Raw genomic sequence first — 23369 nt, 5'->3', positions numbered from 1 at the left:
GAGCACGCGACTAGGCGTGCGATCGCTCGAATTCTCGCATGTAGCCCACGAGGGCCTGCACCCCTGCCAACGGCATGGCGTTGTAGATGCTCGCCCGCATGCCGCCGACCGACTTGTGGCCTTTGAGTTGGAGCAGCTCGGCCTTGCGCGCGCCGGCCAGGAAGGCCTCGTTGCGGGCCTCGTCGGCCAGGAAGAACGGCACATTCATGCGCGAACGGCAGCTCGGGTCGATACGGTTGGCATAGAAGTCGGAGCCGTCGATGAAGTCGTACAGCAGCTTCGCCTTGGCGATGTTGCGTTGCTCCATGGCAGCCACGCCCGTCAGGTCGCCTTCCTTCTGCGCAAGCAGCCACTGGAAAGTGAGCCCCGCCATGTAGATGCCCCAGGTCGGCGGGGTGTTGTACATGGAGTTGTTGTCGGCCACCGTCTTGTAGTTGAACGCGCTCGGGCAGATCTCGAGCGCATGGCCCAGCAGGTCGTCGCGCACCACCACGATCGTCAGGCCAGCCGGGCCGAGGTTCTTCTGTGCGCCGCCGAAGGCCAGGCCTACGCGGGACCAGTCGACGCTGCGGGAGGCCACGTGCGAAGAGAAATCGATGACCAGCGGGGCCGTGCTGCCAAGTCCGGCCAGGTCGGGCAACTGCTGGAATTCGATGCCGTTGATGGTCTCGTTGGAGCACACGTGAACGTACGAGGCGTCCTTCGAGAGCTGCCAGGTCGCGGGATCGGGCAGCTGCGTGTGCTGGTTGTCGGCGTTTGTTGCAATCACGCGTGCCGTGCAGTAGCGCTGCGCTTCCTTGTGCGACTTGACGCTCCAACTGCCGGTGATGACGAAATCGGCGGCTTTGCCACGCGACAGGTTCAGCGGGACGATGGCGTTTTCGCCCAGCCCGCCACCCTGCATGAACAGGATGTGAAAATTTGGGGGAATGGCCAGCAGCGTGCGGATGTCGGCTTCGGCCTGGGTGCAGATCGCACCGAATTCCTTGCCGCGATGGCTCATCTCCATCACGCTCATGCCGCTGCCCTGCCAGTCGAGCATATCGGCGGCGGCACGTTGCAGCACCGCCTCCGGCATGGCAGCCGGACCGGCCGAGAAGTTGTAGGGGCGCTTGCCGGCCGGCGTCTGCTGCTGGGTCACTTTGCTTTTACTTCTTGGCTGGAGCCTTGGCGGGTGCCTTGGCAGCGGGGGCTTCGGTCGGGGCACCCAGTGCCTTGGCGACGTTCTCGTCGAGTGCGCGCATCTTGGGCTCGATGGTGGCGCGCGTGTCGGTGACCAGCTTTTCCGTCAATGCGGTCTGCATCTTCGGGTTCAGTTCCTGGTACTTCTTGCTGAGCGGCGAGTTGATCCAGGCCAGCAGTTGCTTGAGTTCGTCTTCGCTGAAGTTCTGCTCGAGCAGCGGGGTGAGGGCGCCCGGTGCCAGTTGAATGGCCTTGTCGCGAACGATCGGGTAGGCGTCGTCGAAGTACTTCTTGAGCTCTGCATCGGCGGCCTTGGCGGCCGATTCACGCTTGGCTTCAGGAACCTGCGTCTGCAGATACTGCGAACCCGCCTGTGCGATCGGAGCGCTCGATTGCTCGACCAAGCCGCGCGCCAGCGATTCGATGCCGGGGCGCTGGATGTCGATGAACTGCTTGATGAGCGTGGCCTTGTCCTGGGCCATTGCGGCCATGGAACTGCCTGCCAGGGCGACCGTCAGAAGTGCGAGTTTGATTTTTTTCACTGAGGATTCTCCGTTGAAGATGTGGAAGTATCGTCCGCGTCCGGCTCGCTTTCGCCGTTCGCGTCGTTTTCGACGATACGTTGTAGTCCGCTGAGTTTGGCGCCTTCGTCAAGCCCGATCAGCGTGACGCCTTGCGTCGCGCGACCCAGTTCACGAATTTCGGCAACCCGGGTGCGCACCAGCACGCCCTTGTCGGTAATGAGCATGATCTCATCGTCCGCATGCACGAGTGTGGCGGCGACGACCTTGCCGTTGCGCTCACTCTGTTGAATCGCGATCATGCCTTTGGTTCCCCGGCCGTGACGGGTGTATTCCGTAATGCTTGTGCGCTTTCCGTAACCGTTTTCCGTGGCGGTGAGCACGCTTTGCTGCTCGTCCTCGGCCACCAGCATGGCGATCACGCCCTGTCCCGGGTCCAGCGACATGCCGCGCACGCCGCGTGCATTGCGGCCCAGCGGACGAACGTCTTCCTCGTCGAAACGCACGGCCTTGCCGCCGTCACTGAAGAGCATCACGTCGTGCTTGCCGTCGGTGAGTGCGGCGCCGATCAGGTAGTCGCCTTCGTCGAGGTTGACGGCAATGATGCCGCCCTTGCGCGGGTTGTTGAACTCGTCGAGGGCAGTCTTCTTGACGGTGCCCATCGATGTGGCCATGAACACGTACTGGTCGGCCGGGAAGACGCGCTTTTCGCCGGTCAGCGCCAGCACGACGTTGATCTTTTCGCCTTCCTGCAGCGGGAACATGTTGACGATCGGGCGGCCGCGCGAACCGCGCGAGCCCGCGGGCACTTCCCATACCTTGAGCCAGTAGAGACGGCCACGGTTGGAGAAGCACAGGATGTAGTCGTGCGTGTTGGCAATGAAGAGCTGGTCGATCCAGTCGTCTTCTTTCGTCGCCGTGGCTTGCTTGCCGCGGCCGCCGCGCTTTTGTGCGCGGTATTCGCCCAACGGCTGGCTCTTGATGTAGCCGCTGTGCGAAAGCGTGACCACCATGTCGGTCGGAGTGATCAGGTCTTCGGTCGACAGGTCGAACGCGCTGTGTTCGACCTGGCTGCGGCGTGCGCCGACCTTGGTCTGGCCGAATTCCTGCCGGATGGTGCCGAGTTCGTCGCCGATGATGATCGAAACGCGCTCGGGCTTGGACAGGATGTCGAGGAGGTCGTCGATCTCCGCCATGACGTCCTTGTACTCGGCGACGATCTTGTCCTGCTCGAGGCCGGTCAGGCGCTGCAGGCGCATCTGCAGAATTTCTTGCGCTTGCGTGTCCGAAAGGCGGTAGAGGCCATCCGAGCCCATGCCGAATTCGCGCTCCAGGCCTTCGGGACGGTAGTCGTCGGCGTTGATCACGCCGCCGTCGGCGCGCGAACGCGTGAGCATCTCGCGCACCAGCTTGCTGTCCCAACTGCGGGTCATCAGCTCGGCCTTGGCGACGGGCGGCGTCGGTGATTCGCGAATGATGCGGATGAATTCGTCGATGTTGGCGAGTGCCACCGCGAGGCCTTCCAGCACGTGGCCGCGTTCACGGGCCTTGCGCAGCGTGAAGACGGCGCGGCGCGTGACCACTTCGCGACGGTGCTGCAGGAAGACCTGAATGAGGTCCTTCAGGTTGCACAGCTTCGGCTGGCCGTCGACCAGCGCCACCATGTTGATGCCGAAGGTGTCCTGCAGCTGCGTCTGCTTATAGAGGTTGTTCAGCACGACCTCTGGCACTTCGCCGCGCTTGAGTTCGATCACCAGGCGCATGCCCGACTTGTCGGACTCGTCCTGGATGTGGCTGATGCCCTCGATCTTCTTCTCGTGCACCAGTTCGGCCATGCGCTCCTGCAGCGTCTTCTTGTTGACCTGGTAGGGGAGCTCGTCGACGACGATCGCCTGTCGCTGGCCGCGGTCGATGTCCTCGAAGTGGCACCTCGCACGCATCACGACCTTGCCGCGGCCCGTGCGGTAACCATCCTTCACGCCGTTGATGCCGTAGATGATGCCGGCGGTGGGGAAGTCGGGCGCGGGCACGATTTCCATCAGCTCGTCGATGCTCGCCTCGGGATTGCGCAGCAGATGAAGACAGGCGTCCACAACTTCATTCAGGTTGTGCGGAGGAATATTGGTGGCCATGCCGACCGCAATACCACCCGAGCCATTGACCAGCAAATTAGGCAACTGGCTCGGTAAAACTTTCGGCTCTTTTTCGGAGCCGTCGTAATTGTCCTGAAAGTCGACGGTTTCCTTGTCGATATCGGCCAGCATTTCATGCGCAATTTTGGCCAGCCGGATTTCCGTATAGCGCATTGCGGCCGCATTGTCTCCGTCGACCGACCCGAAGTTGCCCTGGCCGTCGACCAGCATGTGGCGCATCGAGAAATCCTGGGCCAGCCGCACGATGGTGTCGTAGACCGACTGGTCTCCGTGCGGGTGGTACTTGCCGATGACGTCGCCGACGATACGGGCCGATTTCTTGTACGGCCGGTTCCAGTCGTTGTTGAGCTCGTGCATGGCGAACAGCACGCGGCGATGCACCGGCTTGAGGCCGTCGCGGGCATCGGGAAGCGCCCGGCCCACGATCACGCTCATGGCGTAATCGAGATAGCTGCTGCGCATTTCCTCTTCGAGACTGATGGGCAGGGTTTCTTTTGCGAAGGAGGTCATGGGCGAGTGGCTGGCGGCAGGAAGCCGAAATTTTACGCTGTGAGGGGTGTCGCACCGCCGCAACACAAGGCGTCTATTCCGCCTCCGTCCTACGCTTCCGGGGTGCCCGGCGGCCTGTTTGCCAAAGACCCTATGGCACAATCGCCTCAACGTTTTGGGTGGTGGTCACTTAAAGCGTCCTTGATTCGCAGCGCGGCTGCGGCTTTTTCCCCAAGAGGAGAACCATGAAGAAACTGAATAAAGTGGCGATGATGTTTGCAGTCGCTGCGCTCGCCACTGCCGCCGGCGCGCAGACCCGTGTCACCGCTGCGGACGGCGGTCCTACGATCGACAACTGGCAAAACGGCACTGGCGAACTGGTTTGGAAGAACGGCACGAACGAACTGTGCTGGCGTGATGCCAACTGGACGCCTGCTACGGCTGCTGCCGGTTGCGACGGCGCTCTGGTTCCGGCTGGTCCGGCTGCTGTGGCTCCCGCCCCTGGCGCGGTGCCTCCTGCACCCCCGGCACAAGTCGCTGCTTCGAAGGTGACCTTCGCTGCTGACGCCTTCTTCGACTTCGACAAATCGGTCCTCAAGCCTGAAGGTCGCGCCAAGCTGACCGACCTGGTCGAGAAGATCCGTGGCGTCAACCTCGAAGTGATCATCGCTGTGGGCCATACCGACTCGATCGGTACGGACGCCTACAACCAGCGTCTGTCGGTGCGTCGCGCCGAAGCCGTCAAGGCCTTCCTGGTCTCGAAGGGCATCGAACGCAACCGCGTCTACACCGAAGGCAAGGGCGAGAAGCAGCCAGTGGCTGACAACCGCACCAAGGAAGGCCGCGCCAAGAACCGTCGCGTGGAAATCGAAGTGGTTGGCACCCGCGCCAACTGATCGATCGATTCCATCGACCGTGAAAACCCCGCTTCGGCGGGGTTTTTTTATGGGCGTCGAATTAGTGATCGATCTTGCCAAAGCCCATGAGGCGTTGATTTGGCATTGCTCGTTTCATAATCGCTGCATGACAGAAAACGTGAATGCAGACCCGGCCGAACTGGCCAAGTTCTCGGAACTCGCACATCGCTGGTGGGATTTGGAGAGCGAATTCCGACCACTGCATGAAATCAATCCATTGCGCCTTGACTGGATTGAAGGCATTGCGCCGATCTCGCAGCGCCGTGTGCTCGATATCGGTTGTGGCGGCGGTATCCTGGCCGACTCCATGGCGCGCAAGGGCGCGGATGTCCTGGGCATCGACCTGGCGGGCAAGGCGCTCAAGGTCGCGCAACTGCACGCGCTCGAAGCTGGCACGCGGGGGGTGAAGTACCGGGAGATCAGCGCCGAGGCCATCGCAGCCGAACAGCCAGGCAGCTTCGATGTCGTCACCTGCATGGAAATGCTCGAGCATGTGCCGCAGCCGGGCTCGGTCATTCAGGCCTGCGCCACGCTGGTCAAGCCGGGCGGGTGGGTGTTTTTTTCCACCATCAACCGCAACCTGAAGGCGTTCATGCTCGCGATCGTGGGCGCCGAGTACGTTTTGGGCATGTTGCCGCGCGGAACCCATGAGTATGCGAAGTTGATCCGGCCCAGCGAGCTTGCCGGCTACTGCCGTGCAGCGGGCCTTGACCTGCGACACACGCGCGGCTTGGAGCACAACCCGTTGACCCGGCGCTACTGGCTCAGCGGCGATACCAGCGTCAATTACATGTTCGCGACTCAGAAGCCCGCCTTGCCGGAGTTGCAAGGATGACGGGAGCATTGATCCAGGCCGTGCTGTTCGACCTCGACGGCACACTGATCGACAGCGCGCCCGACCTGGGGGCCGCAGCCGACCAGATGCGAACCGATCGCGGCCTTGCGTCGTATCCGCTCGAGCGATATCGGCCGATGGCCGGTGCCGGTGCGCGGGGAATGCTGGGCGTGGCATTCGGCATCACGCCGGAATCGCCCGAATTCGACGATCTGCGCGAGGAGTTCTTCGTCATTTACGAGCGCCGCATGCTGCTCAACACGCAAGTGTTCGACGGCGTTCAGGCCCTGATCGAAGCGCTGCGAGAGCAGGGCCTGCTTTGGGGTGTCGTGACCAACAAGTCGATGCGTTTCACTGATCCGCTGACGCGCGCCATGGCGCTTTTCACGAGTGCGGGCGCGGTAGTGAGTGGCGACACCACCCCTTTTGCAAAGCCGCATCCCGAACCTTTGCATGAGGCTGCTCGTCGCCTGGGCGTTCCTTCGGAAGCGTGCGTCTACGTTGGTGACGATGAGCGCGATATCATCGCGGGCCGTGCCGCGGGCATGCGAACGGTCGCGGCCACCTATGGCTACATGGGAACGCAGGCCGATTCGACGCGATGGAATGCAGATGCTTCAATCTCTTCACCCCTTGAGCTCTTGAAGTTGCTGAATAACGCCTAAAATGGTTCGCTTGGGGCTGCACTGGTTTCGACGTGGGTTCGGAGTCGCAGCGGGGCATGTCGAGCTGAATGCGCTCGTAAAACAGATTCAAACAAACTAACTGCAAACGACGAACGTTTCGCACTCGCTGCTTAATTGCCAGTGAGCTTTGCAACAGCAGGCCGATGGGCTGGGCAAGGGGGTAACAGAGCAATCTGAAACCTCCCGGCTGCAAAGATAATTACATGGGCTGGCTTCGATCCGGGTACCTTGGGTCGAGGCGAGAAAATAGGGTGCTGGCGTCCGGTTTAGCGTGTGACTGCGCGACTCAGGAAGCGAGACTTAAATCAGATCACTAAACATGTAGAACTGCGCGATGAAGGCTTGCGGACGGGGGTTCAAATCCCCCCAGCTCCACCACATTCTTGCGGACGGGTCTCACTGAACGTGGGGCCCGCGACGCGTACGACCGCCGTACGTCGTCGTATGCTTTTCCTGACCGACCCATGACGCTTGAGCCCATCGAGCGCAGGGTGCACGCGTTCTCGTCATCGAGCGCTGCTCGGCGCCCGATTGGCAAATCTCAGAGGTTCAGTTGCACTGGAACAGCACGCCCTGTTCGGCCGGCGCCTTGCCCAGCCAACGCGGTGTCTTGCTTCTTGCGTCGCAATAATCTGCAGCCTGAACATAGGTCATGGCGCGAAGGACACCTTCTCGGATCTGCGTGACTTCGTTGGGAGGTGTAGAGCAGCCAGTGAGGACCAAGGCAAGCGGAAGCAGTGTGCGCCAATTCATCTGGCCATTCTAAGACCGGGGATCGTTGGCTCCGTGCTCGCGGCCAGGGTATAGATACCGGAAGTAGCTCCCCGGGTTGCCGAACAGTTGCTGTGCCAGTTGTACCGGGTCTTCGCACTTCTGCTTTTCGTCGGTTTCCTCTGTCGCAGGCATTGCGGATCTCCTTGCTGGAATACTGTACAAATATACAGTAGACTAAGCACATGCAAACCATGCCCGCCACACTCTGGATCGCCGCCTGTGCGCACCGGCTGCATCGGCAGTGGCACACCGTGGACCTCCTCGAACTGGAAGACGTCGCACGCGACCTGTGGCGCGATGATCGCTTGCGCGCCATGTGGCCCGAGGATGCGGCCACGCATTGGCTGCGTCCTGTCATTCACACCGTGCTTGCCCCTGCGCCTCCGAATTTCTCCTTGACGGGTAAACCGTCCCCCGCTGGTCAACCTGTGCGGGGGCCTTGATGCATGCCAGCAATAGGCTTTCAAGCCCAGCCGAATGGCTGGGCTTTTTTTATGCGCCGGTTCGCGAAGCAGTGCGCAGGCCAACGTTTTTTCGGTTCAGCGCAAGGCTATAGTCGCCGAGCGTTGTCACGTTGCAGTCACTGCAACTTTCGTGGACCACGCAATGCGCAAGGCCTGTGCGCCCGCCCAGATCCCGAAAAAGGACACCCGTGCCGGATACCCTGACCTCCACGTTGACCCGCTACTACGACGAAGTGCCCTATGACTCGCACCCGTTCCCTCAGTCGGCGATGGAGCACCTGGAAGCGCTGGCCTTCCTCTTCGGCCTCGATGCGCCCGACCCCTCCACCTCTCGCGTGCTCGAACTCGGCTGCGCCGCCGGCGGCAATCTGATTCCCTTCGCGGCGCGCCACTCGCAGGCCCGCGCCGTCGGCGTCGATCTGTCCCCGGTGCAGGTCGCGCATGGCGTGGCGGCCATCGGGCATGCGGGACTGCGGAACATCGACCTCAAAGCCTTCGACATCGCGGACATCGACGCCTCGTTCGGCCAGTTCGACTACATCGTCTGCCATGGTGTGTACAGCTGGGTACCAGGCCCCGTGCAGGACGCGATCCTGCGCATCTGCTCGCAGAACCTGGCGCCGAACGGCGTGGCCTACGTGAGCTACAACGTGTACCCCGGCTGGAAGGCGCGCGAGATCGTGCGCGACGCCATGATGCTGCGCGGCGGGCCGCGGGACACGCCGGAAGAACAGCTTTCGTACGCACGCGGCATGCTCGATTTCCTGGAGCAGTCGGCGCGCCCCGACAGCGTGCTCAAGAAGACGCTCGAAGAGACGATGCCCATCGTGCGCAGCGCCAGCAGTTCGTACCTGATGCACGAGTTCCTCGAGCCTTGCAACGCGCCGTGCTACTTCAAGGAATTTGTCGCCCGGGCCGCCGACCACGGCCTGGCCTATCTCTGCGACGCCGAGCCTTCCACCATGTTCGTGCAGAACTACGGCGAGAAGGTTCGCGACCCGCTGCTGCGCGAATGCGGCGGCAGCCAGGTCCTGATGGAGCAGTACCTCGACTTCCTGGTCAACCGCACCTTCCGCCAGACGCTGCTGGTCAAGCAGGCGAACGCCGAGCGCGTTCGCTACCGGCTGGACCCCGCGCGCCTTCGTGTGCTCGAGTTCGCAGGTGTGTTCACCCCCGAAGACGGCGGCGCGTTCACGCGCGACGCGCGAGCGCAGCCTTGCAATGCCATTCGCGGCCTGAAGGTCACGCCGAGGCTGCCGGTGCAGAAGGCGGTTGCGCAGTTGCTGGATGCCTGCTACCCCTCGTCGATGTCGCCACACGCCTTGATCGAAGCGGCAGCCAGGCTTGCCGACGAATCGTCAGCCACCGTCGAGCCCGTCGTGATGGCCATGCTGGAGGAGCTGCTGATCCTCGGCGCCCTGCGCATCCGCCGCTCGCCGGTGCCGGTGGCCTGCGCGGTGTCCAGCCTGCCCCAGGCGCTGCCCGCGGTACGAAGCGCGCCGACGTTGCCCTTGGGGGCGGGCACCACGGCCAGCGCATGCAACCAGTGGCACGAGTCCGTGGCACTGTCGCCGCTGGAGCGCAGCCTGCTGGCGTTGCTCGACGGCACGCGCTCGCACGATGCGCTGGCCGAATATCTCGAAGCCGAAGTGCGCGACGACCGCCTGCGCTTCGTCAAGGACGACCAACCGCTGACCGACCCTTCGGAGGTGAAAGAATTCGCCCGTCAGCAAGTTGCGCTGGCGCTGGCTTCCTTGCGACGCAAGGCCTTGCTCACCGCCTGACATTTCATTCTTCATCGACCACAGAGGAGACTCTCGCATGCAACCCATTCACTGGACCCCCAACCTGCGCGCTGCCGTTGCTGCGGTGCTCGCGCTGGCGGCCGCCGGCGCGTCCCAAGCGGCGTCGCAGGCGCCCGTCGCGGCCGAGCACGGCATGGTCGTGAGCGCCCAGCACCTGGCCAGCAAGGTCGGCGTCGATGTGCTCAAGCGCGGCGGCAACGCCGTCGATGCGGCGGTCGCTGTGGGCTACGCGCTGGCGGTGGTGTACCCCGCCGCGGGCAACCTCGGCGGCGGCGGCTTCATGACCGTGCAGCTGGCCGACGGCCGCAAGACCTTCCTCGACTTCCGCGAGAAGGCGCCGCTGGCCGCCACGGCCAACATGTACCTGGACAAGGACGGCAACGTCGTCAAGGGCCTGAGCACCAACGGGCACCTGGCCGTGGGCGTGCCAGGGTCCGTGTCGGGCATGGAATACGCGCGCGAGAAGTACGGCACCATGAAGCGCGCCGACTTGATCGCCCCCTCGATCCAACTGGCCGACAAGGGCTTCGCGCTGGAGCAGGGCGACATCGACATGCTCTGGACCGCCACCGCCGACTTCCAGAAAGACCCGGTCTCCGGCGCCATCTTCCTGAACAAGGGCCAGCCCTTCCAGGTCGGCCAGAAGCTGGTGCAGAAGGACCTGGCCAAGACGTTGAAGGAGATCAGCGCCAAGGGACCCGACGGCTTCTACAAGGGCTGGGTCGGCAATGCCATCGTGGCCTCCAGCCAGGCAGGCAAGGGCATCATCACCCAGGCCGACCTCGACCAGTACAAGACGCGCGAACTCGCCCCCGTGGAGTGCGACTACCGCGGCTACCGCGTGGTGTCGGCGCCGCCGCCCAGCTCGGGCGGCGTGATCATCTGCGAGATGCTCAACATCCTCGAGGGCTACCCGCTCAAGGACCTGGGCTTCCGATCGGCGCAGTCGGTGCACTACCAGATCGAGGCCATGCGCCACGCCTACGTGGACCGCAACAGCTACCTGGGCGACCCCGACTTCGTGAAGAACCCGCTCGACCGCCTGCTCGACAAGGGCTACGCCGAGAAGATCCGCGCCGCCATCGACCCGAAGAAGGCCGGTGTGTCGAAGGACATCAAGCCCGGCGTCGCGCCGCACGAAGGCAGCAACACCACGCACTACTCGATCACCGACCAGTGGGGCAATGCCGTCTCCGTCACCTACACGCTGAACGACTGGTTCGGCGCCAAGGTCACGGCCGCCAAGACCGGCGTGCTGCTGAACAACGAGATGGACGACTTCACCTCGAAGATCGGCGTGCCCAACATGTACGGCCTGGTGCAGGGCGAAGCCAATGCCATCGCCCCGGGCAAGCGCCCGCTGAGCTCCATGAGCCCGACCATCGTGTCGAAGGACGGCAAGCCCGTGTTCGTGGTCGGCACGCCGGGCGGCAGCCGCATCATCACGGCCGTGCTGCACACCATCCTGAACGTGGTCGACTACGGCATGAACGTGCAGGAAGCCGTCGATGCGCCGCGCTTCCACCAGCAATGGCTGCCTGACGTCACCAACGTCGAGACCTTCGCCATCAGCCCCGACACGCGCAAGATACTGACCGACATGGGCCACAACCTGGGCGTGCCGCAGCCGGCCAACCACCTCGCGGCGATCATCGTGGGCGCACCTTCGCTGGGCGGCAAGCCGGTCGGCAACAACCGCTTCTACGGTGCCAACGACCCGCGCCGCAACACGGGCCTGGCGGCGGGCTACTGAACCTGCGGCACACTTGAAGGCGGTCGTGCCCTTGTGGGCGCGGCCGCTTTTTTCATTTCCCATGCACCTGCAAGACATTCTCTACACCCAGGGCTTCGGCACACGGCGCGTCTGCGCGGGCCTTGCGCAGCAAGGCCACGTGGCCATCGACGGCCGGGCCGTGACCGATCCTTTCGCCGACCTCGACCCCGAAGGCCTGCTTTTCACTGTCCAGGGCACCGCGTGGGCGTACCACGAGAAGGCCTACCTGATGCTGCACAAGCCGGCCGGCACCGAGTGTTCGCAGAAGCCCTCGACCTACCCGAGCATCTACACGCTGCTGCCGTCCCCCTTGCGCCTTCGCCCCAACAAGGGCGCGGTGCAGGGCGTGCAGGCCATCGGCCGGCTCGACCAGGACACCACCGGGCTGCTGCTGATGACCGACGACGGCCAGTTCATCCACAAGATGGGCTCGCCGAAGCACCACGTGCCCAAGGTCTACGAGGTGACGGCCAAGCACCCGGTCGACGAGGCGCAGATCGCGAAGTTGCTGGCCGGCGTGGTGCTCGACGACGACCCCAAGCCCGTGCGCGCCGCCGCCTGCGAATCGGACAGCCCGCTGCACCTGCGGCTCACGCTGACCGAAGGCAAGTACCACCAGGTCAAGCGCATGCTGGCTGCGGTCGGCAACCGGGTCGAAGGGCTGCACCGTTCGCGCATCGGCGACCTGGCGCTGCCCGAGGCATTGGCGCCGGGGCAGTGGCGCTGGCTCACGGCCGAAGAGGTCGCGGCGCTGCGCGCGCCCTCGAAACCCGCCAAACCACCGAAATAGGGGAGAGAAAGAGCGCCCGCCCGGTCAGCCAGCCTTAAGTCCGGATCGTTAAGATCGTCAGCTCTCTCTCGGAACCTTCCCTTGCGACTTCCTGCTCGACCGAACGGCCGCCTCGCGGCTCTGATTTTTTCCTGTCTGACGGTTCTGGCGGCGCACACCGCAACCGCAGCACCGGCCGAACCACCGCCGATCTTCGTGCTCAACTCGCTGGACGCCAGCGTGAGCGTGATCAATCCGGTCGACTGGACCGAAAAGCAGCGCATCGCCACCGGCAAGGAGCCGCATCACCTCTACATGACGCCCGACGAAAAGTCGGTCATCGTGGCCAATTCGGCCGGTGATTCGCTGACCTTCCTCGACCCGAAGACGGCCGCGGTGCAGCGCGTGGTGTACGGCATCATCGATCCGTACCAGCTGCAGTTCTCGCGTGACATGAAGTGGTTCGTCACGGCGGGCAACCGCCTGAACCACGTCGACGTGTACCGCTGGGACGGCAAGGACCTGAAGCTGGCCAAGCGCATTGCCAGCGGCAAGACGCCCAGCCACATCTGGATCGACAACACCAGCACCATCGCCTACGTGACGATGCAGGACAGCGACGAGATGATCGCGGTCGACCTGCCCACGCAAACAGTCAAGTGGCGCACCGCCACCGGCCCGATGCCGGCCGACATCTTCGGCGTGCACAACGACAAGACCCTGCTGGTCGGCCTGACCGGCGGCGACGGCGTGCAGGTGTTCGACGTGGCCGGCGCGGAGCCCAAGCTGGTCGGCAAGATCCCCACCGGCAAGGGCGCCCATGCCTTCCGCTCGGCTGGCGACGGCAAGACCGTGTTCGTGAGCAACCGCGTGGCCAACACCATCAGCCGCATCGACCTGGCGACGCTCAAGGTCGTTGCCAACTACGCCGTGCCCGGCGGCCCTGATTGCATGGACGTGTCGGCCGACGGCAAGACGTTGTACGTGACCTCGCGCTGGGCCAAGAAGCTCACCGTGGTCGACCTCGTGGCCCAGAAGGTGGTGCGCCAGGTCAACGTCGGCCGTTCGCCGCACGGCGTGTGGACGCTGGACCATGGCAAGCGGACGTAGGCGCATCGGCGCGGCTTTCGCGCTGCTGATGGCCGCAAGCGTCATTCCTGGCGCGTGGGCGGCGCAGGGCGCGGCCACCTGCAAGAAGCCGGTTTACCTGACCTTCGACACCGGTCACATGGGCATCGCCCCGCTGGTGGCCGACGTGCTCAAACGGCAGAACGTGCGCGTCACCTTCTTTGCCGCCGCGGAACGCACCCAGACCGACGGCGACAGCCTCGACGACCACTGGGCGCCATGGTGGAAGGCGAGGGCGGCCGAGGGCAACGAGTTCGGCTCGCACACCTACGACCACGCCTACTGGCGCGCCGACGTCAAGGGCACGCCGCCGAGCTTTCGCATCAAAGCGTCGGCCGGTCCGCAGGACGGCAAGGAATCGACCTGGACCGCCGCCGAGTACTGCGCCAACATCCGCAAGTCGTCCGACCGGCTGGCCGCCATCACCGGCAAGAAGCCGCTGCCCCTGTACCGTGCGCCCGGCGGCAAGACCTCGCCCGCGCTGCTGGCGGCCGCCGAGGGCTGTGGCTACAAGTACGTCGGCTGGGCGCCCGCGGGCTTCCTGGGCGACGAACTTCCGAGCGAAAAATTCAGCAACGCCAGGCTGCTCACCCAGGCGCTCGACACCATCCGCCCCGGCGACATCCTGCTCGCGCACCTGGGCATCTGGTCGCGCAAGGATCCGTGGGCGCCGGCCAATCTGGAGCCGCTGATCGTGGGCCTCAAGGCCAAGGGCTTCTGCTTCGAAACCCTGCGCCAACACCCCGACTTCCGCGCCTGGATCGCATCCCATCCTTGAGGTTTCTGTCGTGATCGAGTGGTTGACGGACATTTTTTCCACCTTGCAGGGCTGGTTCTTCGAAGCCGTGGTGCAGCCGCTGGTCTTCGCGGTGGGCCTGGGCGGCTGGACCGAGGACGCCTTCGACGCCACCGGCTGGCTGCTGGTGGGCGCCATCCAGATCGTGGTGCTGATCGCGGTGATCGGGCCACTGCAGCGCTGGCGTTCGGTGGAGCCTGTGGTCGACCGTCAGGCCATCCGCACCGACGTGCTCTACACGCTGATCCACCGGCTCGGACTGTTCCGCCTGGCCATCTTCTTCACGCTGCAGCCCTTCTTCGACGACGCCATGGGCAGCCTGCGCACGGCAGGGTGGGGTACCTTCCACCTCGACGAGGTGTGGCCCGGCGTGACCGACGTGCCGGTGCTCGCGTTTGCGATCTACCTGGTGGTGCTCGACTTCGTCGGCTACTGGATCCATCGCGGCCAGCACCAGTTCAACTGGTGGTGGGGCCTGCACTCGCTGCACCACTCGCAGCGCCAGATGACCATGTGGAGCGACGACCGCAACCACCTGCTAGACGACATCGTCCATGACACGCTGATCGTCGTCGTGGCGCAGCTCATCGGCGTGGCGCCGGGCCAGTTCATCGCCTTCGTCGCGTTCACGCAGCTCAGCGAGAGCCTGCAGCACGCCAACCTGCGGCTGAGCTTCGGTGCCCTCGGCGAGCGGCTGTGGATCAGCCCGCGCTTTCACCGGCTGCACCACAGCATCGGCCTGGGTCACGAATCCAACGGCAAGAGCACGCTGGGCGGCCACAACTTCGGCGTGCTGCTCCCCTGGTGGGACATGATGTTTCGCACCGCCAACTTCGAGAACCGCTACGACCCCACGGGCATCCGCGACCAGGTCGAACCCGGTGCCGACGGCCGCGTGCGCGAGTACGGCCGCGGCTTCTGGTCGCAGCAGTGGCTCGGCCTGAAGCGAATGGTCGGGCGCGGCTGAGGGGCTCCGGCCCCCGGATGGTTCGCCCCAGGCGTTATCCTCGCTGCCTCATGCGCCTGCTCCTCGATTCCTTCTGGCGCGCGGTCGCCTACTGCATGCTGCCGCGCGTGATCGTGCTGTCGTTGCTCCCATTGGCGTTGATGGTGGCGTTGGCGGCCGGTCTCGGCTATTTCTACTGGGAAGCGTCGGTGGCCTGGACGCGCGGTGCGCTGGACGCCTGGCCGCTGCTGTCCAGCTTCTGGGCCTGGATCGGGCGGCTGTTCTCGGGCGACGTCGCCGGCATGCTGGCGCCGCTGGTCGTGGTGTTCGCCGCCACCCCGCTGATCGTGGTGCTCTGCCTGCTGATCGTGGCCGGGTTCATGGCGCCGGCACTCACCAGGCTGGTGGCCGAGCGGCGTTTTCCGTCGCTGGAGCAGAAGAAGGGCGCCTCTTTTTTCGGCAGCGCCCTGCGTTCGATCGGCGTCACCCTCCTTGCGCTGGTTGCCCTGGTGGTGTCGATGCCGCTGTGGCTCATTCCGCCGCTCGTGCTGATTCTTCCGCCGCTCATCTGGGGCTGGCTCACCTACCGCGTGATGAGCTTCGACGCGCTGGCCGACCATGCCAGCCCCGAGGAGCGCGCCGCGCTGCTGCGCGCGCACCGGCTGCCGCTGCTGTGCATCGGCGTGCTGTGCGGCTACCTGGGCGCGGCGCCCAGCCTCGTCTGGGCGTCGGGCCTGCTGTTCGCAGCCGCCTTCTTCGTTCTGGTGCCGATCGCCATCTGGATCTACACACTGGTCTTTGCCTTTTCGGCGCTCTGGTTCGCCCACTACTGCCTCGACGCGCTCGGGCAGTTGCGGGCCCAGCGCGCAGTGGCCGAGGTGGCTGCGGCGTCGGCCGCCGGCGGCACACCGGCGCTGGAGGCCGCGCAAGCCAACAAGGCCGCTCTTTCTCAATGGGGTTCACCATGACACGCGCATTCGGTCTCATCGTCGTCGGCGACGAGATCCTTTCCGGCAAACGGGCCGACAAGCACATGGCGAAGGTCATCGAACTGCTCGCCGCCCGCGGCCTGCAGCTCAGTTGGGCCGAATACGTCGGCGACGAGCCGGCGCGCATCACCGCAGCGCTCGCCCGTGCCTTTGCCTCGGGCGACATCGTGTTCTCGACCGGCGGCATCGGTGCCACGCCCGACGACCACACCCGCCAGTGCGCTGCCAAGGCGCTGGGCGTGCCGCTGGCGCTGCACCCCGAGGCCGAGCTGCTGATCCGCGAGCGCATGCAGGACACCGCGCGCGAGCAGGGCGTGCCCTACGAGCCCGACCGGTCCGACAACGTGCACCGGCTCAACATGGGCGTGTTCCCGCAGGGCGCCACGCTCATCCACAACCCGTACAACAAGATCCCCGGCTTCAGCGTGGCGGACGTCCATTTCGTGCCGGGCTTCCCGGTCATGGCCTGGCCGATGGTCGAGTCCGTGCTCGACGGCCGTTACGCCGATCTGTTTACCCGAAACGCCGTCGCCGAGAAGTCCGTGATCGTTTTCGGTGCCATGGAGGCCACCCTCACGCCGCTCATGCAGGCCATCGAAGACCAGCATGCCGGCGTCAAGGTGTTCAGCCTGCCGAGCGTCGATCACCCCGAATATGGCCGTCATATCGAGCTTGGCGTGAAGGGCGACCGCGTCCGCCTCGAGGCGGCCTATGCCCAGCTCATCGAAGGCTTGCACGGTTTTGATGCCAAGCTCGGACCCGAATTGGTGCGTTAATGTCGATGGCACCAATTTGGTGAAATTTCGCTTTTATTTGGGGTTTGCAGCGTTCATCAAGGCCTCATCCCGTGAGGTGACAATGGCACAGAAACTGCATCCCTCGTCCCTGTATTCCTAACCACCATCCAACTCAGGAGAAACTGATGGCAAAGACCGTCGCCGATGTACTCAAGCTCGTCAAGGAAAACGAGGTCAAGTTCATCGACTTCCGCTTCACCGACACCCGTGGCAAAGAGCAGCACGTCACCGTGCCGGTCTCGGCTTTCGATGAAGACAAATTCACCTCGGGCCACGCGTTCGACGGTTCCTCCATCGCCGGTTGGAAGGGCATCGAAGCCTCGGACATGCAGCTCATGCCCGACCCGAACACCGCCAACATCGACCCCTTCTTCGAAGAAACGACGCTGATCCTGACCTGCGACGTGATCGACCCGGCAGACGGCAAGGCCTACGAGCGCGATCCGCGTTCGCTCGCCAAGCGCGCCGAGGCCTACATGAAGGCTTCGGGCCTGGGCGACACCGCCTTCTTCGGTCCGGAACCCGAATTCTTCGTGTTCGACGGCGTTCGCTGGAAGAACGACATGTCCGGCTGCTTCGTGAAGATCGATTCCGAAGAAGCCTCGTGGAACACCGACAAGGAATACGAACACGGCAACACCGGCCACCGTCCGGCAGTCAAGGGCGGCTACTTCCCGGTGCCCCCGGTCGACAGCTTCCAGGACATGCGCTCGGAAATGTGCCTGGTGCTCGAAGCCCTCGGCATCCCGGTCGAAGTGCATCACCATGAAGTGGCCAACGCCGGCCAGATGGAACTCGGCACCAAGTTCAGCACGCTGGTCCAGCGCGCCGACTGGGTCCAGCTGCAGAAGTACGTGATCCACAACGTGGCCCACGCCTACGGCAAGACCGCCACCTTCATGCCCAAGCCCATCGTCGGTGACAACGGCTCCGGCATGCACGTGCACCAGTCCGTCTGGAAGGACGGCAAGAACCTGTTCGCCGGCGACGGCTATGCGGGCCTGTCGGACTTCGCGCTGCACTACATCGGCGGCATCATCAAGCACGCCCGTGCCCTGAACGCCATCACGAACCCCGGCACCAACAGCTACAAGCGCCTGGTGCCCGGCTTCGAAGCCCCGGTGAAGCTGGCCTACTCGGCCAAGAACCGCTCGGCCTCGATCCGCATCCCGTTCGTGGCGAACCCCAAGGGCCGCCGCGTCGAAGCGCGCTTCCCCGATCCGCTGATGAACCCGTACCTCGGCTTCGCTGCGCTGCTGATGGCCGGTCTCGACGGCGTGGAAAACAAGATCCATCCGGGCGAAGCCGCCAGCAAGGACCTGTACCACCTGCCGCCGGAAGAAGACGCGCTGATCCCGACCGTGTGCCACAGCCTCGACCAGGCTCTGGAATACCTCGACAAGGACCGTGCGTTCCTCACCAAGGGTGGCGTGTTCACCGACTCGTACATCGACGCGTACATCGAGCTCAAGATGCAGGAAGTCACGCGCTTCCGCATGGCGACGCACCCCGTCGAATTCGACATGTACTACTCGCTGTAATCGCTCGCGCGAAAGCAGCCATTCCCCTCGGTCTTCCGAGGGGAAGTAAGACAAAAGGACGGCCCTGGCCGTCCTTTTGTCTTACTGCGGAACATCTGGTCACCGGTGGCGTCGAATTGCATGAAAATGCGCCTTTGTCGCGCCCCTCTACCGATACACATGAAGACTGCTTCCCTCATTTTCCTGGCCGGTTCATTGATCGCGTTGCCGGCGCTTGCGCAGGAACGCGTCTGGCGCTGCGGCAACGAATACACCAACAACGCGAGCGTGGCCCAGCAAAAGGGCTGCAAGCCGCTGGAAGGCGGCAACGTCACGGTGGTGCAGGGCACGAAGCCCGCGGGGGGCGGCTCTGCGTCGTCGGGTGGTTCGTCTGCGGCGCGCGCGCCGGCCGGCAGCCCGCGCGTCGAAGGTGTCGACCAGCGCGCCCGTGACGGCGAGGCCCGCTCGGTGCTCGAGGCCGAGCTCAGGAAGGCCGAGGCCCGCCAGGCCGAGCTGCAGAAGGACTACAACAACGGCGAGCCCGAAAAGCAGGGCAGCGAAGGCCGCAACTACCAGAAGTACCTGGACCGCGTCGCCGAAATGAAGGCCGAGCTGGCGCGCAACGAGAGCGACATTGCCGGCATCCGCCGCGAAATCGGCCGGCTGCCCGCAAAGCAGCCGCAATAACATGGTGTTCGGGAAGAAGGCGAACGGCGCCAATCCGCGCTTCCAGTCCTTCGACCTGCTGTCCACGCTGATCGCGGTGGTCAACAGCAACGGCTCCGTGCTGTTTGCCAACGCAGGCCTCGAAGACGCACTGGGCACCTCGCGACGCACCCTCGAGGGCTCGCAGTTCGGCGCATGTTTTCATGAGCCCCAGGTGCTGCGCACCGCCATCGACGGCGCCGCCAGCAACGACTTTGCGACGCTGCGCTACGAGGCCTTCCTGCGCCGAGTCAATCACGAGCTGATGCCCGTTCAGGTCACGCTGGCGCACGGCGACAAGAAGGGCGAGCTCATCATCGAGATGTCGCCGCTCGAGAACCAGGTGCGACAGGACCGCGAAGAGCGCCTCATCGACCAGGCGCAGGCCAACAAGGAACTCATCCGCAACCTCGCGCACGAGATCAAGAACCCGCTCGGTGGCATTCGCGGCGCGGCGCAGCTGCTGCAGATGGAGGTCGAGTCGCGCGACCTCATCGAGTACACCCAGGTCATCATTCACGAGGCCGACCGGCTGCAGACGCTGGTCGACCGCCTGCTTGCGCCGCACCGCCGCCCGCATGTGGTGGGCGATGTGAACATCCACGAGGTGTGCGAGCGCGTGCGTTCCGTGATCCTCGCGGAGTTTCCGCGCGACCTGCACATCGAGCGCGACTTCGACGTGTCGATTCCCGAGTTTCGCGGCGACCGCGAGCAGCTCATCCAGGCCACGCTCAACATCGCGCACAACGCGGCGCAGGCGCTGTCCGAGCGCCGCGCGGCGGGCGATGCGCAGATCACTTTCAAGACGCGCGTGGCCCGTCAGGTGATCTTCAACAAGCAGTGGTATCGACTGGCACTGGAATTGCATGTCATTGACAATGGACCGGGTGTGCCGGACACGATCAAGGACCGCATCTTCTATCCGCTCGTCTCGGGCAGGGAAGGCGGGACGGGGCTGGGACTGACGCTCGCGCAAACTTTTGTGCAGCAGCATCACGGTGTGATCGAGTGCGACAGCGTCCCGGGCCGAACCGATTTCAAGATATTGATACCGCTGCCTTAGCGCAGCCCCGGCAACAGAGGAGATGCATGAAGCCGATCTGGATAGTTGATGACGACCAATCGATTCGCTTCGTGCTCGAGAAGGCTCTGCTGCGCGAAGACCTGCCCACGCGCAGTTTCACGAACACGCGCGAGGTGCTTGCCGCACTCGAGCAGGCCGCCGACGACGAACAGCAAGGCCCCCAGGTCCTGGTGAGCGACATCCGCATGCCCGGCGGTTCCGGGCTCGACCTGCTCGACAAGATCAAGGCCAAGCACCCCGGCCTGCCCGTCATCATCATGACGGCGTTCTCCGACCTCGACAGCGCCGTCTCGGCCTTCCAGGGCGGGGCCTTCGAATACCTGCCCAAGCCTTTCGACCTGCCGCGTGCGGTCGAACTCATCCGCCGCGCCGTCGATGAAAGCCAGCGCGAGGAAGTGGCCGAGGAGCGCATGGTCGCCGCGCCCGAAATGCTCGGCCAGGCGCCCGCCATGCAGGACGTGTTCCGCGCGATCGGCCGGCTGTCGCAAAGCAACGTCACGGTGCTCATCACCGGCGAATCGGGTTCGGGCAAGGAGCTGGTGGCGCGCGCGCTGCACAAGCATTCGCCGCGCACCAACGGCCCCTTCGTGGCCATCAACACCGCCGCCATTCCGAAAGACCTGCTCGAGAGCGAACTCTTCGGCCATGAGCGCGGCGCCTTCACCGGCGCGCAGACCATGCGCCGTGGCCGATTCGAGCAGGCCGAGGGCGGCACGCTGTTCCTCGACGAAATCGGCGACATGCCCTTCGACCTGCAGACGCGCCTGCTGCGCGTGCTGAGCGACGGCCATTTCTATCGCGTGGGCGGCCACAACTCGGTCAAGGCCAATGTGCGCGTGATCGCGGCCACCCACCAGGACCTGGAGCAGCGCGTCAAGCTCGGCGGCTTCCGCGAAGACTTGTTCCACCGCCTCAACGTGATCCGCCTGCGCCTGCCGGCACTGCGCGAACGTGGCGAAGACGTGCCCGCGCTCACGCGCCACTTCCTGCAGGTGAGCGCGCGCCAGCTCGGCGTGGAGCCCAAGCGCATTTCCGATGCCGCGCTGGCCAAGCTCGCGGCCTTCGGCTTTCCGGGCAACGTGCGCCAGCTGGAGAACATCTGCCATTGGCTGACCGTGATGGCGCCGGCACAGCTGATCGAATCCAAAGACCTGCCGCCCGAGGTGATGTCGGCATCGGTGCCCGAGGTCCATGTCCATGCGCACGAAGCCGCGAGCCATGCCGTTGCGGCCCAGGCGCCAGCATTGCCTCCGGCGGGCGCCGAACGCGAAGTTGCGCATGTGGCGGTGGCATCGCCCGAACACGCCGAAGCCGCGCCCACCGGCGTCAGCAGCTGGGAAAGCGGCCTCGAGGTCGAAGCCCAGGCCCTGCTGGCGGCCGGCCGCACCGATGTCTGGGACGTGCTGTCGCGCCGCTTCGAATCGCGGCTGATCCTCACCGCGTTGACCAACACGCGAGGGCGCCGCATCGAAGCCGCCCAGAAGCTGGGCATCGGTCGCAACACCATCACCCGCAAGATCCAGGAACTCGGGATCGAATGAAAAAGGCCCTTCAGGGCCTTTTTTTATCTGCTGCGCTGGCCCAGGGTCAGCGAATCGAGCTGGAAGTTTCCGCTCTTGTCCCAGAGCCACGTGTCCACGTACGTGTGGCCGCCCAACTTGCCCGGGCTGGGCAGGGGCGATGCGGCCTTGATGAGCTCGGCGATCATCGGCGCCACCTCCGGCGCGTGGCTGGGCGTGCGGCTGAAGGTCACGTTCATCACCTTGCCATTGGCATCGATGTCGGTCTCCACCACCACCACCGCATACACCAGCGGCGGGATCTTGCCCTTGTAGATGCGGCCAGCGTACTTGTTGTAGATGTGGCGCGCGCCGATCTTGCGGTAGGTGCGCACGGCCGGCGTCTGCGCGGTGATGAGGCGCACCGTGGGCACGTTGCGGTCGCCCTGCGCAGCCTCGCCGGTGGGCGAGGTCGTGGCGGGTGCGGCGCCGCCTTCCTCCGCCTTGTCCGAAGGTTTCAGCAGCGAGCAGGCCGACAGGGCAAGGGCCGCGGCGACCACGGCAAGACGGCCGCCGATGCGAATGAGCGCCGCCATGGCCTCAGGCTCCGAGGTCGACGTCGAGCACCACCGGCGCGTGGTCGCTGGGCTTTTCCCACTTGCGCGGCACGCGGTCGATGACGCAGCCCTTCACTTGCGGCACCAGCGGCTCGCTCACCAGGATGTGGTCGATGCGCAGGCCACGGTTCTTCTGGTAGCCCAGCATGCGGTAGTCCCACCACGAGTAGCTTTTCTCGGGCTGCTCGAACATGCGAAAGCTGTCGGTCAGGCCCAGCGCGAGCAGCGCCTTGAAATGGTTACGTTCCTCGCTCGTGTGGTGGATCGTTTCCTTCAGGCCCACCGGGTCGAAGCTGTCGCGGTCCTCGGGCGTGACGTTGAAGTCGCCCAGCAGCACCAGCTTCGGGTGGGCGGCCAGCTCCTGGCGCAGCGCGTCGTGCAGCGCGTCGAGCCACTTGAGCTTGTAGGCGAACTTTTCCGAGCCCGGCGCCTGGCCGTTCACGAAATAGCAGTTGACGACGCGCAGCGGGCCCGCAGGCGTCTCGACGGTGGCCGTGATCACGCGCGACTGCTCGTCGGTGAAGCCGCCGATGTTCTTCACCACGTCACGCACCGGCGCCTTGCTGAGGATGGCCACGCCGTTGTAGGTCTTCTGGCCGAACACTGCGGCCTCGTAGCCCGCGGCCTTCAGCGCGTCGAGCGGGAACTTGTCGTCGGTCATCTTCAGCTCCTGCAGGCAGAGCACGTCGACGGGGTTGGCCGCGAGCCAGTCGAGCACGTGCTGCAGGCGCGCGGTGAGGGAGTTGACGTTCCAGGTGGCAATTTTCATGGGGCTGGCAGCGTGTCCGTCGTTTCGAAGAACACAGGATTCGTTGTGTGGGGTGTCTCGCGGATGCCCGCAAGAGAGGCACGACGCGGGGCGCGTGGGAGTGTCGGCGGACAGCTTAGCAAAGGCGGCAGCCCGGGGTTGAAAACCCGC

21 protein-coding genes and 1 other RNA gene are annotated in these 23369 nt (G+C 64.6%); 17 read left to right on the top strand and 5 right to left on the bottom strand.

The window, feature by feature from the left end; translation table 11 throughout:
• Positions 1–10: 10 nt before the first annotated feature.
• The 3 genes from serC to gyrA form a co-directional block, all read right to left on the bottom strand.
• Positions 11–1078 (bottom strand): 3-phosphoserine/phosphohydroxythreonine transaminase, encoded by a 1068-nt coding sequence (gene serC / locus AC1DJH_RS03345; protein ID WP_478184988.1) that lies wholly within the window; start codon positions 1076–1078, stop codon positions 11–13.
• A gap of 70 nt (positions 1079–1148) precedes the next feature.
• Positions 1149–1724 (bottom strand): DUF2059 domain-containing protein, encoded by a 576-nt coding sequence (locus tag AC1DJH_RS03340; RefSeq protein ID WP_435435453.1) that lies wholly within the window; start codon positions 1722–1724, stop codon positions 1149–1151.
• Complete coding sequence (gyrA, locus tag AC1DJH_RS03335; RefSeq protein ID WP_478184707.1) at positions 1721–4366, bottom strand: DNA gyrase subunit A; 2646 nt, start codon at positions 4364–4366, stop codon at positions 1721–1723. Before gyrA ends, AC1DJH_RS03340 begins: the two co-directional genes overlap by 4 nt.
• Before the next feature lie 224 nt (positions 4367–4590).
• Here gyrA and ompA point away from each other — a divergent pair, with 224 nt between their 5' ends.
• From ompA to ntrC, 17 genes are all read left to right on the top strand, one after another.
• A complete protein-coding gene (ompA, locus tag AC1DJH_RS03330; protein ID WP_472117813.1) occupies positions 4591–5241 on the top strand; it encodes an outer membrane protein OmpA in 651 nt (216 codons plus the stop codon).
• Between the two features lie 127 nt (positions 5242–5368).
• Entirely contained in the window at positions 5369–6097 is a 729-nt protein-coding gene (gene ubiG / locus AC1DJH_RS03325; RefSeq protein WP_478184987.1) for a bifunctional 2-polyprenyl-6-hydroxyphenol methylase/3-demethylubiquinol 3-O-methyltransferase UbiG, read from the top strand.
• The gene (locus AC1DJH_RS03320; RefSeq protein WP_472117810.1) at positions 6094–6762 is read left to right on the top strand and encodes an HAD-IA family hydrolase; all 669 of its coding nucleotides are present in this window, start codon (positions 6094–6096) and stop codon (positions 6760–6762) included. The genes ubiG and AC1DJH_RS03320 overlap by 4 nt, the downstream gene beginning before the upstream one ends.
• Positions 6763–6774: 12 nt before the next feature.
• Positions 6775–7161, top strand: a transfer-messenger RNA (tmRNA) gene (gene ssrA, locus AC1DJH_RS03315).
• Positions 7162–7748: 587 nt separating this feature from the next.
• Positions 7749–8000 carry a hypothetical protein gene (locus AC1DJH_RS03310; protein WP_478184706.1) on the top strand — a complete coding sequence of 84 codons (252 nt, stop codon included), beginning with the start codon at positions 7749–7751 and terminating at the stop codon, positions 7998–8000.
• Between the two features lie 209 nt (positions 8001–8209).
• Entirely contained in the window at positions 8210–9805 is a 1596-nt protein-coding gene (locus AC1DJH_RS03305) for a methyltransferase regulatory domain-containing protein (RefSeq protein WP_478184705.1), read from the top strand.
• 37 nt (positions 9806–9842) lie between these two features.
• Positions 9843–11579 (top strand): gamma-glutamyltransferase, encoded by a 1737-nt coding sequence (ggt, locus tag AC1DJH_RS03300; RefSeq protein WP_478184704.1) that lies wholly within the window; start codon positions 9843–9845, stop codon positions 11577–11579.
• 61 nt (positions 11580–11640) lie between these two features.
• Complete coding sequence (locus AC1DJH_RS03295) at positions 11641–12390, top strand: pseudouridine synthase (protein WP_478184703.1); 750 nt, start codon at positions 11641–11643, stop codon at positions 12388–12390.
• An 81-nt stretch (positions 12391–12471) separates the two neighbouring features.
• Entirely contained in the window at positions 12472–13479 is a 1008-nt protein-coding gene (locus AC1DJH_RS03290) for a YncE family protein (protein WP_472117795.1), read from the top strand.
• Positions 13463–14275 (top strand): polysaccharide deacetylase family protein, encoded by an 813-nt coding sequence (locus tag AC1DJH_RS03285; protein WP_478184702.1) that lies wholly within the window; start codon positions 13463–13465, stop codon positions 14273–14275. Before AC1DJH_RS03290 ends, AC1DJH_RS03285 begins: the two co-directional genes overlap by 17 nt.
• Before the next feature lie 10 nt (positions 14276–14285).
• Positions 14286–15260: a sterol desaturase family protein gene (locus AC1DJH_RS03280; RefSeq protein ID WP_478184701.1), complete on the top strand. Its 975-nt coding sequence runs from the start codon at positions 14286–14288 to the stop codon at positions 15258–15260.
• Positions 15261–15310: 50 nt separating this feature from the next.
• A complete protein-coding gene (locus AC1DJH_RS03275; RefSeq protein WP_478184700.1) occupies positions 15311–16207 on the top strand; it encodes an EI24 domain-containing protein in 897 nt (298 codons plus the stop codon).
• On the top strand, positions 16204–17004 hold the full coding sequence (locus tag AC1DJH_RS03270; RefSeq protein WP_478184699.1) for a competence/damage-inducible protein A: 801 nt from the start codon (positions 16204–16206) through the stop codon (positions 17002–17004). The genes AC1DJH_RS03275 and AC1DJH_RS03270 overlap by 4 nt, the downstream gene beginning before the upstream one ends.
• A 146-nt stretch (positions 17005–17150) precedes the next feature.
• On the top strand, positions 17151–18566 hold the full coding sequence (gene glnA / locus AC1DJH_RS03265; RefSeq protein WP_093434476.1) for a type I glutamate--ammonia ligase: 1416 nt from the start codon (positions 17151–17153) through the stop codon (positions 18564–18566).
• Between the two features lie 159 nt (positions 18567–18725).
• On the top strand, positions 18726–19232 hold the full coding sequence (locus tag AC1DJH_RS03260) for a hypothetical protein (protein ID WP_478184698.1): 507 nt from the start codon (positions 18726–18728) through the stop codon (positions 19230–19232).
• A gap of 1 nt (position 19233) precedes the next feature.
• Positions 19234–20313 carry a nitrogen regulation protein NR(II) gene (glnL, locus tag AC1DJH_RS03255; protein ID WP_435435468.1) on the top strand — a complete coding sequence of 360 codons (1080 nt, stop codon included), beginning with the start codon at positions 19234–19236 and terminating at the stop codon, positions 20311–20313.
• A gap of 26 nt (positions 20314–20339) precedes the next feature.
• The gene (gene ntrC / locus AC1DJH_RS03250; RefSeq protein WP_478184697.1) at positions 20340–21875 is read left to right on the top strand and encodes a nitrogen regulation protein NR(I); all 1536 of its coding nucleotides are present in this window, start codon (positions 20340–20342) and stop codon (positions 21873–21875) included.
• Between the two features lie 23 nt (positions 21876–21898).
• Here the strand turns inward: ntrC and AC1DJH_RS03245 are convergent, their stop codons facing one another.
• Positions 21899–22429, bottom strand: coding sequence for a hypothetical protein (locus AC1DJH_RS03245; protein ID WP_478184696.1), 531 nt, complete (start codon positions 22427–22429; stop codon positions 21899–21901).
• A gap of 4 nt (positions 22430–22433) precedes the next feature.
• Positions 22434–23219 (bottom strand): exodeoxyribonuclease III, encoded by a 786-nt coding sequence (gene xth, locus AC1DJH_RS03240; RefSeq protein WP_435483262.1) that lies wholly within the window; start codon positions 23217–23219, stop codon positions 22434–22436.
• Positions 23220–23369: the final 150 nt, after the last annotated feature.

The organism is Variovorax sp. 10N412 (genome assembly GCF_056394985.1).
Note: the sequence above shows the minus strand (reverse complement) of the source record. Positions and strands in the feature narration are given on the sequence as shown.

What these genes read in the sequence shown, in the direction of transcription:
- serC (WP_478184988.1), bottom strand. Translation starts at nt 1,078, where the DNA reads ATGCCGGAGGCGGTGCTGCAACGTGCCGCCGCCGATATGCTCGACTGG.
- gyrA (WP_478184707.1), bottom strand. Translation starts at nt 4,366, where the DNA reads ATGACCTCCTTCGCAAAAGAAACCCTGCCCATCAGTCTCGAAGAGGAA.
- ompA (WP_472117813.1), top strand. Translation starts at nt 4,591, where the DNA reads ATGAAGAAACTGAATAAAGTGGCGATGATGTTTGCAGTCGCTGCGCTC.
- ubiG (WP_478184987.1), top strand. Translation starts at nt 5,369, where the DNA reads ATGACAGAAAACGTGAATGCAGACCCGGCCGAACTGGCCAAGTTCTCG.
- AC1DJH_RS03320 (WP_472117810.1), top strand. Translation starts at nt 6,094, where the DNA reads ATGACGGGAGCATTGATCCAGGCCGTGCTGTTCGACCTCGACGGCACA.
- AC1DJH_RS03310 (WP_478184706.1), top strand. Translation starts at nt 7,749, where the DNA reads ATGCCCGCCACACTCTGGATCGCCGCCTGTGCGCACCGGCTGCATCGG.
- ggt (WP_478184704.1), top strand. Translation starts at nt 9,843, where the DNA reads ATGCAACCCATTCACTGGACCCCCAACCTGCGCGCTGCCGTTGCTGCG.
- AC1DJH_RS03295 (WP_478184703.1), top strand. Translation starts at nt 11,641, where the DNA reads ATGCACCTGCAAGACATTCTCTACACCCAGGGCTTCGGCACACGGCGC.
- AC1DJH_RS03285 (WP_478184702.1), top strand. Translation starts at nt 13,463, where the DNA reads ATGGCAAGCGGACGTAGGCGCATCGGCGCGGCTTTCGCGCTGCTGATG.
- AC1DJH_RS03275 (WP_478184700.1), top strand. Translation starts at nt 15,311, where the DNA reads ATGCGCCTGCTCCTCGATTCCTTCTGGCGCGCGGTCGCCTACTGCATG.
- AC1DJH_RS03270 (WP_478184699.1), top strand. Translation starts at nt 16,204, where the DNA reads ATGACACGCGCATTCGGTCTCATCGTCGTCGGCGACGAGATCCTTTCC.
- glnA (WP_093434476.1), top strand. Translation starts at nt 17,151, where the DNA reads ATGGCAAAGACCGTCGCCGATGTACTCAAGCTCGTCAAGGAAAACGAG.
- AC1DJH_RS03260 (WP_478184698.1), top strand. Translation starts at nt 18,726, where the DNA reads ATGAAGACTGCTTCCCTCATTTTCCTGGCCGGTTCATTGATCGCGTTG.
- glnL (WP_435435468.1), top strand. Translation starts at nt 19,234, where the DNA reads ATGGTGTTCGGGAAGAAGGCGAACGGCGCCAATCCGCGCTTCCAGTCC.
- ntrC (WP_478184697.1), top strand. Translation starts at nt 20,340, where the DNA reads ATGAAGCCGATCTGGATAGTTGATGACGACCAATCGATTCGCTTCGTG.
- AC1DJH_RS03245 (WP_478184696.1), bottom strand. Translation starts at nt 22,429, where the DNA reads ATGGCGGCGCTCATTCGCATCGGCGGCCGTCTTGCCGTGGTCGCCGCG.
- xth (WP_435483262.1), bottom strand. Translation starts at nt 23,219, where the DNA reads ATGAAAATTGCCACCTGGAACGTCAACTCCCTCACCGCGCGCCTGCAG.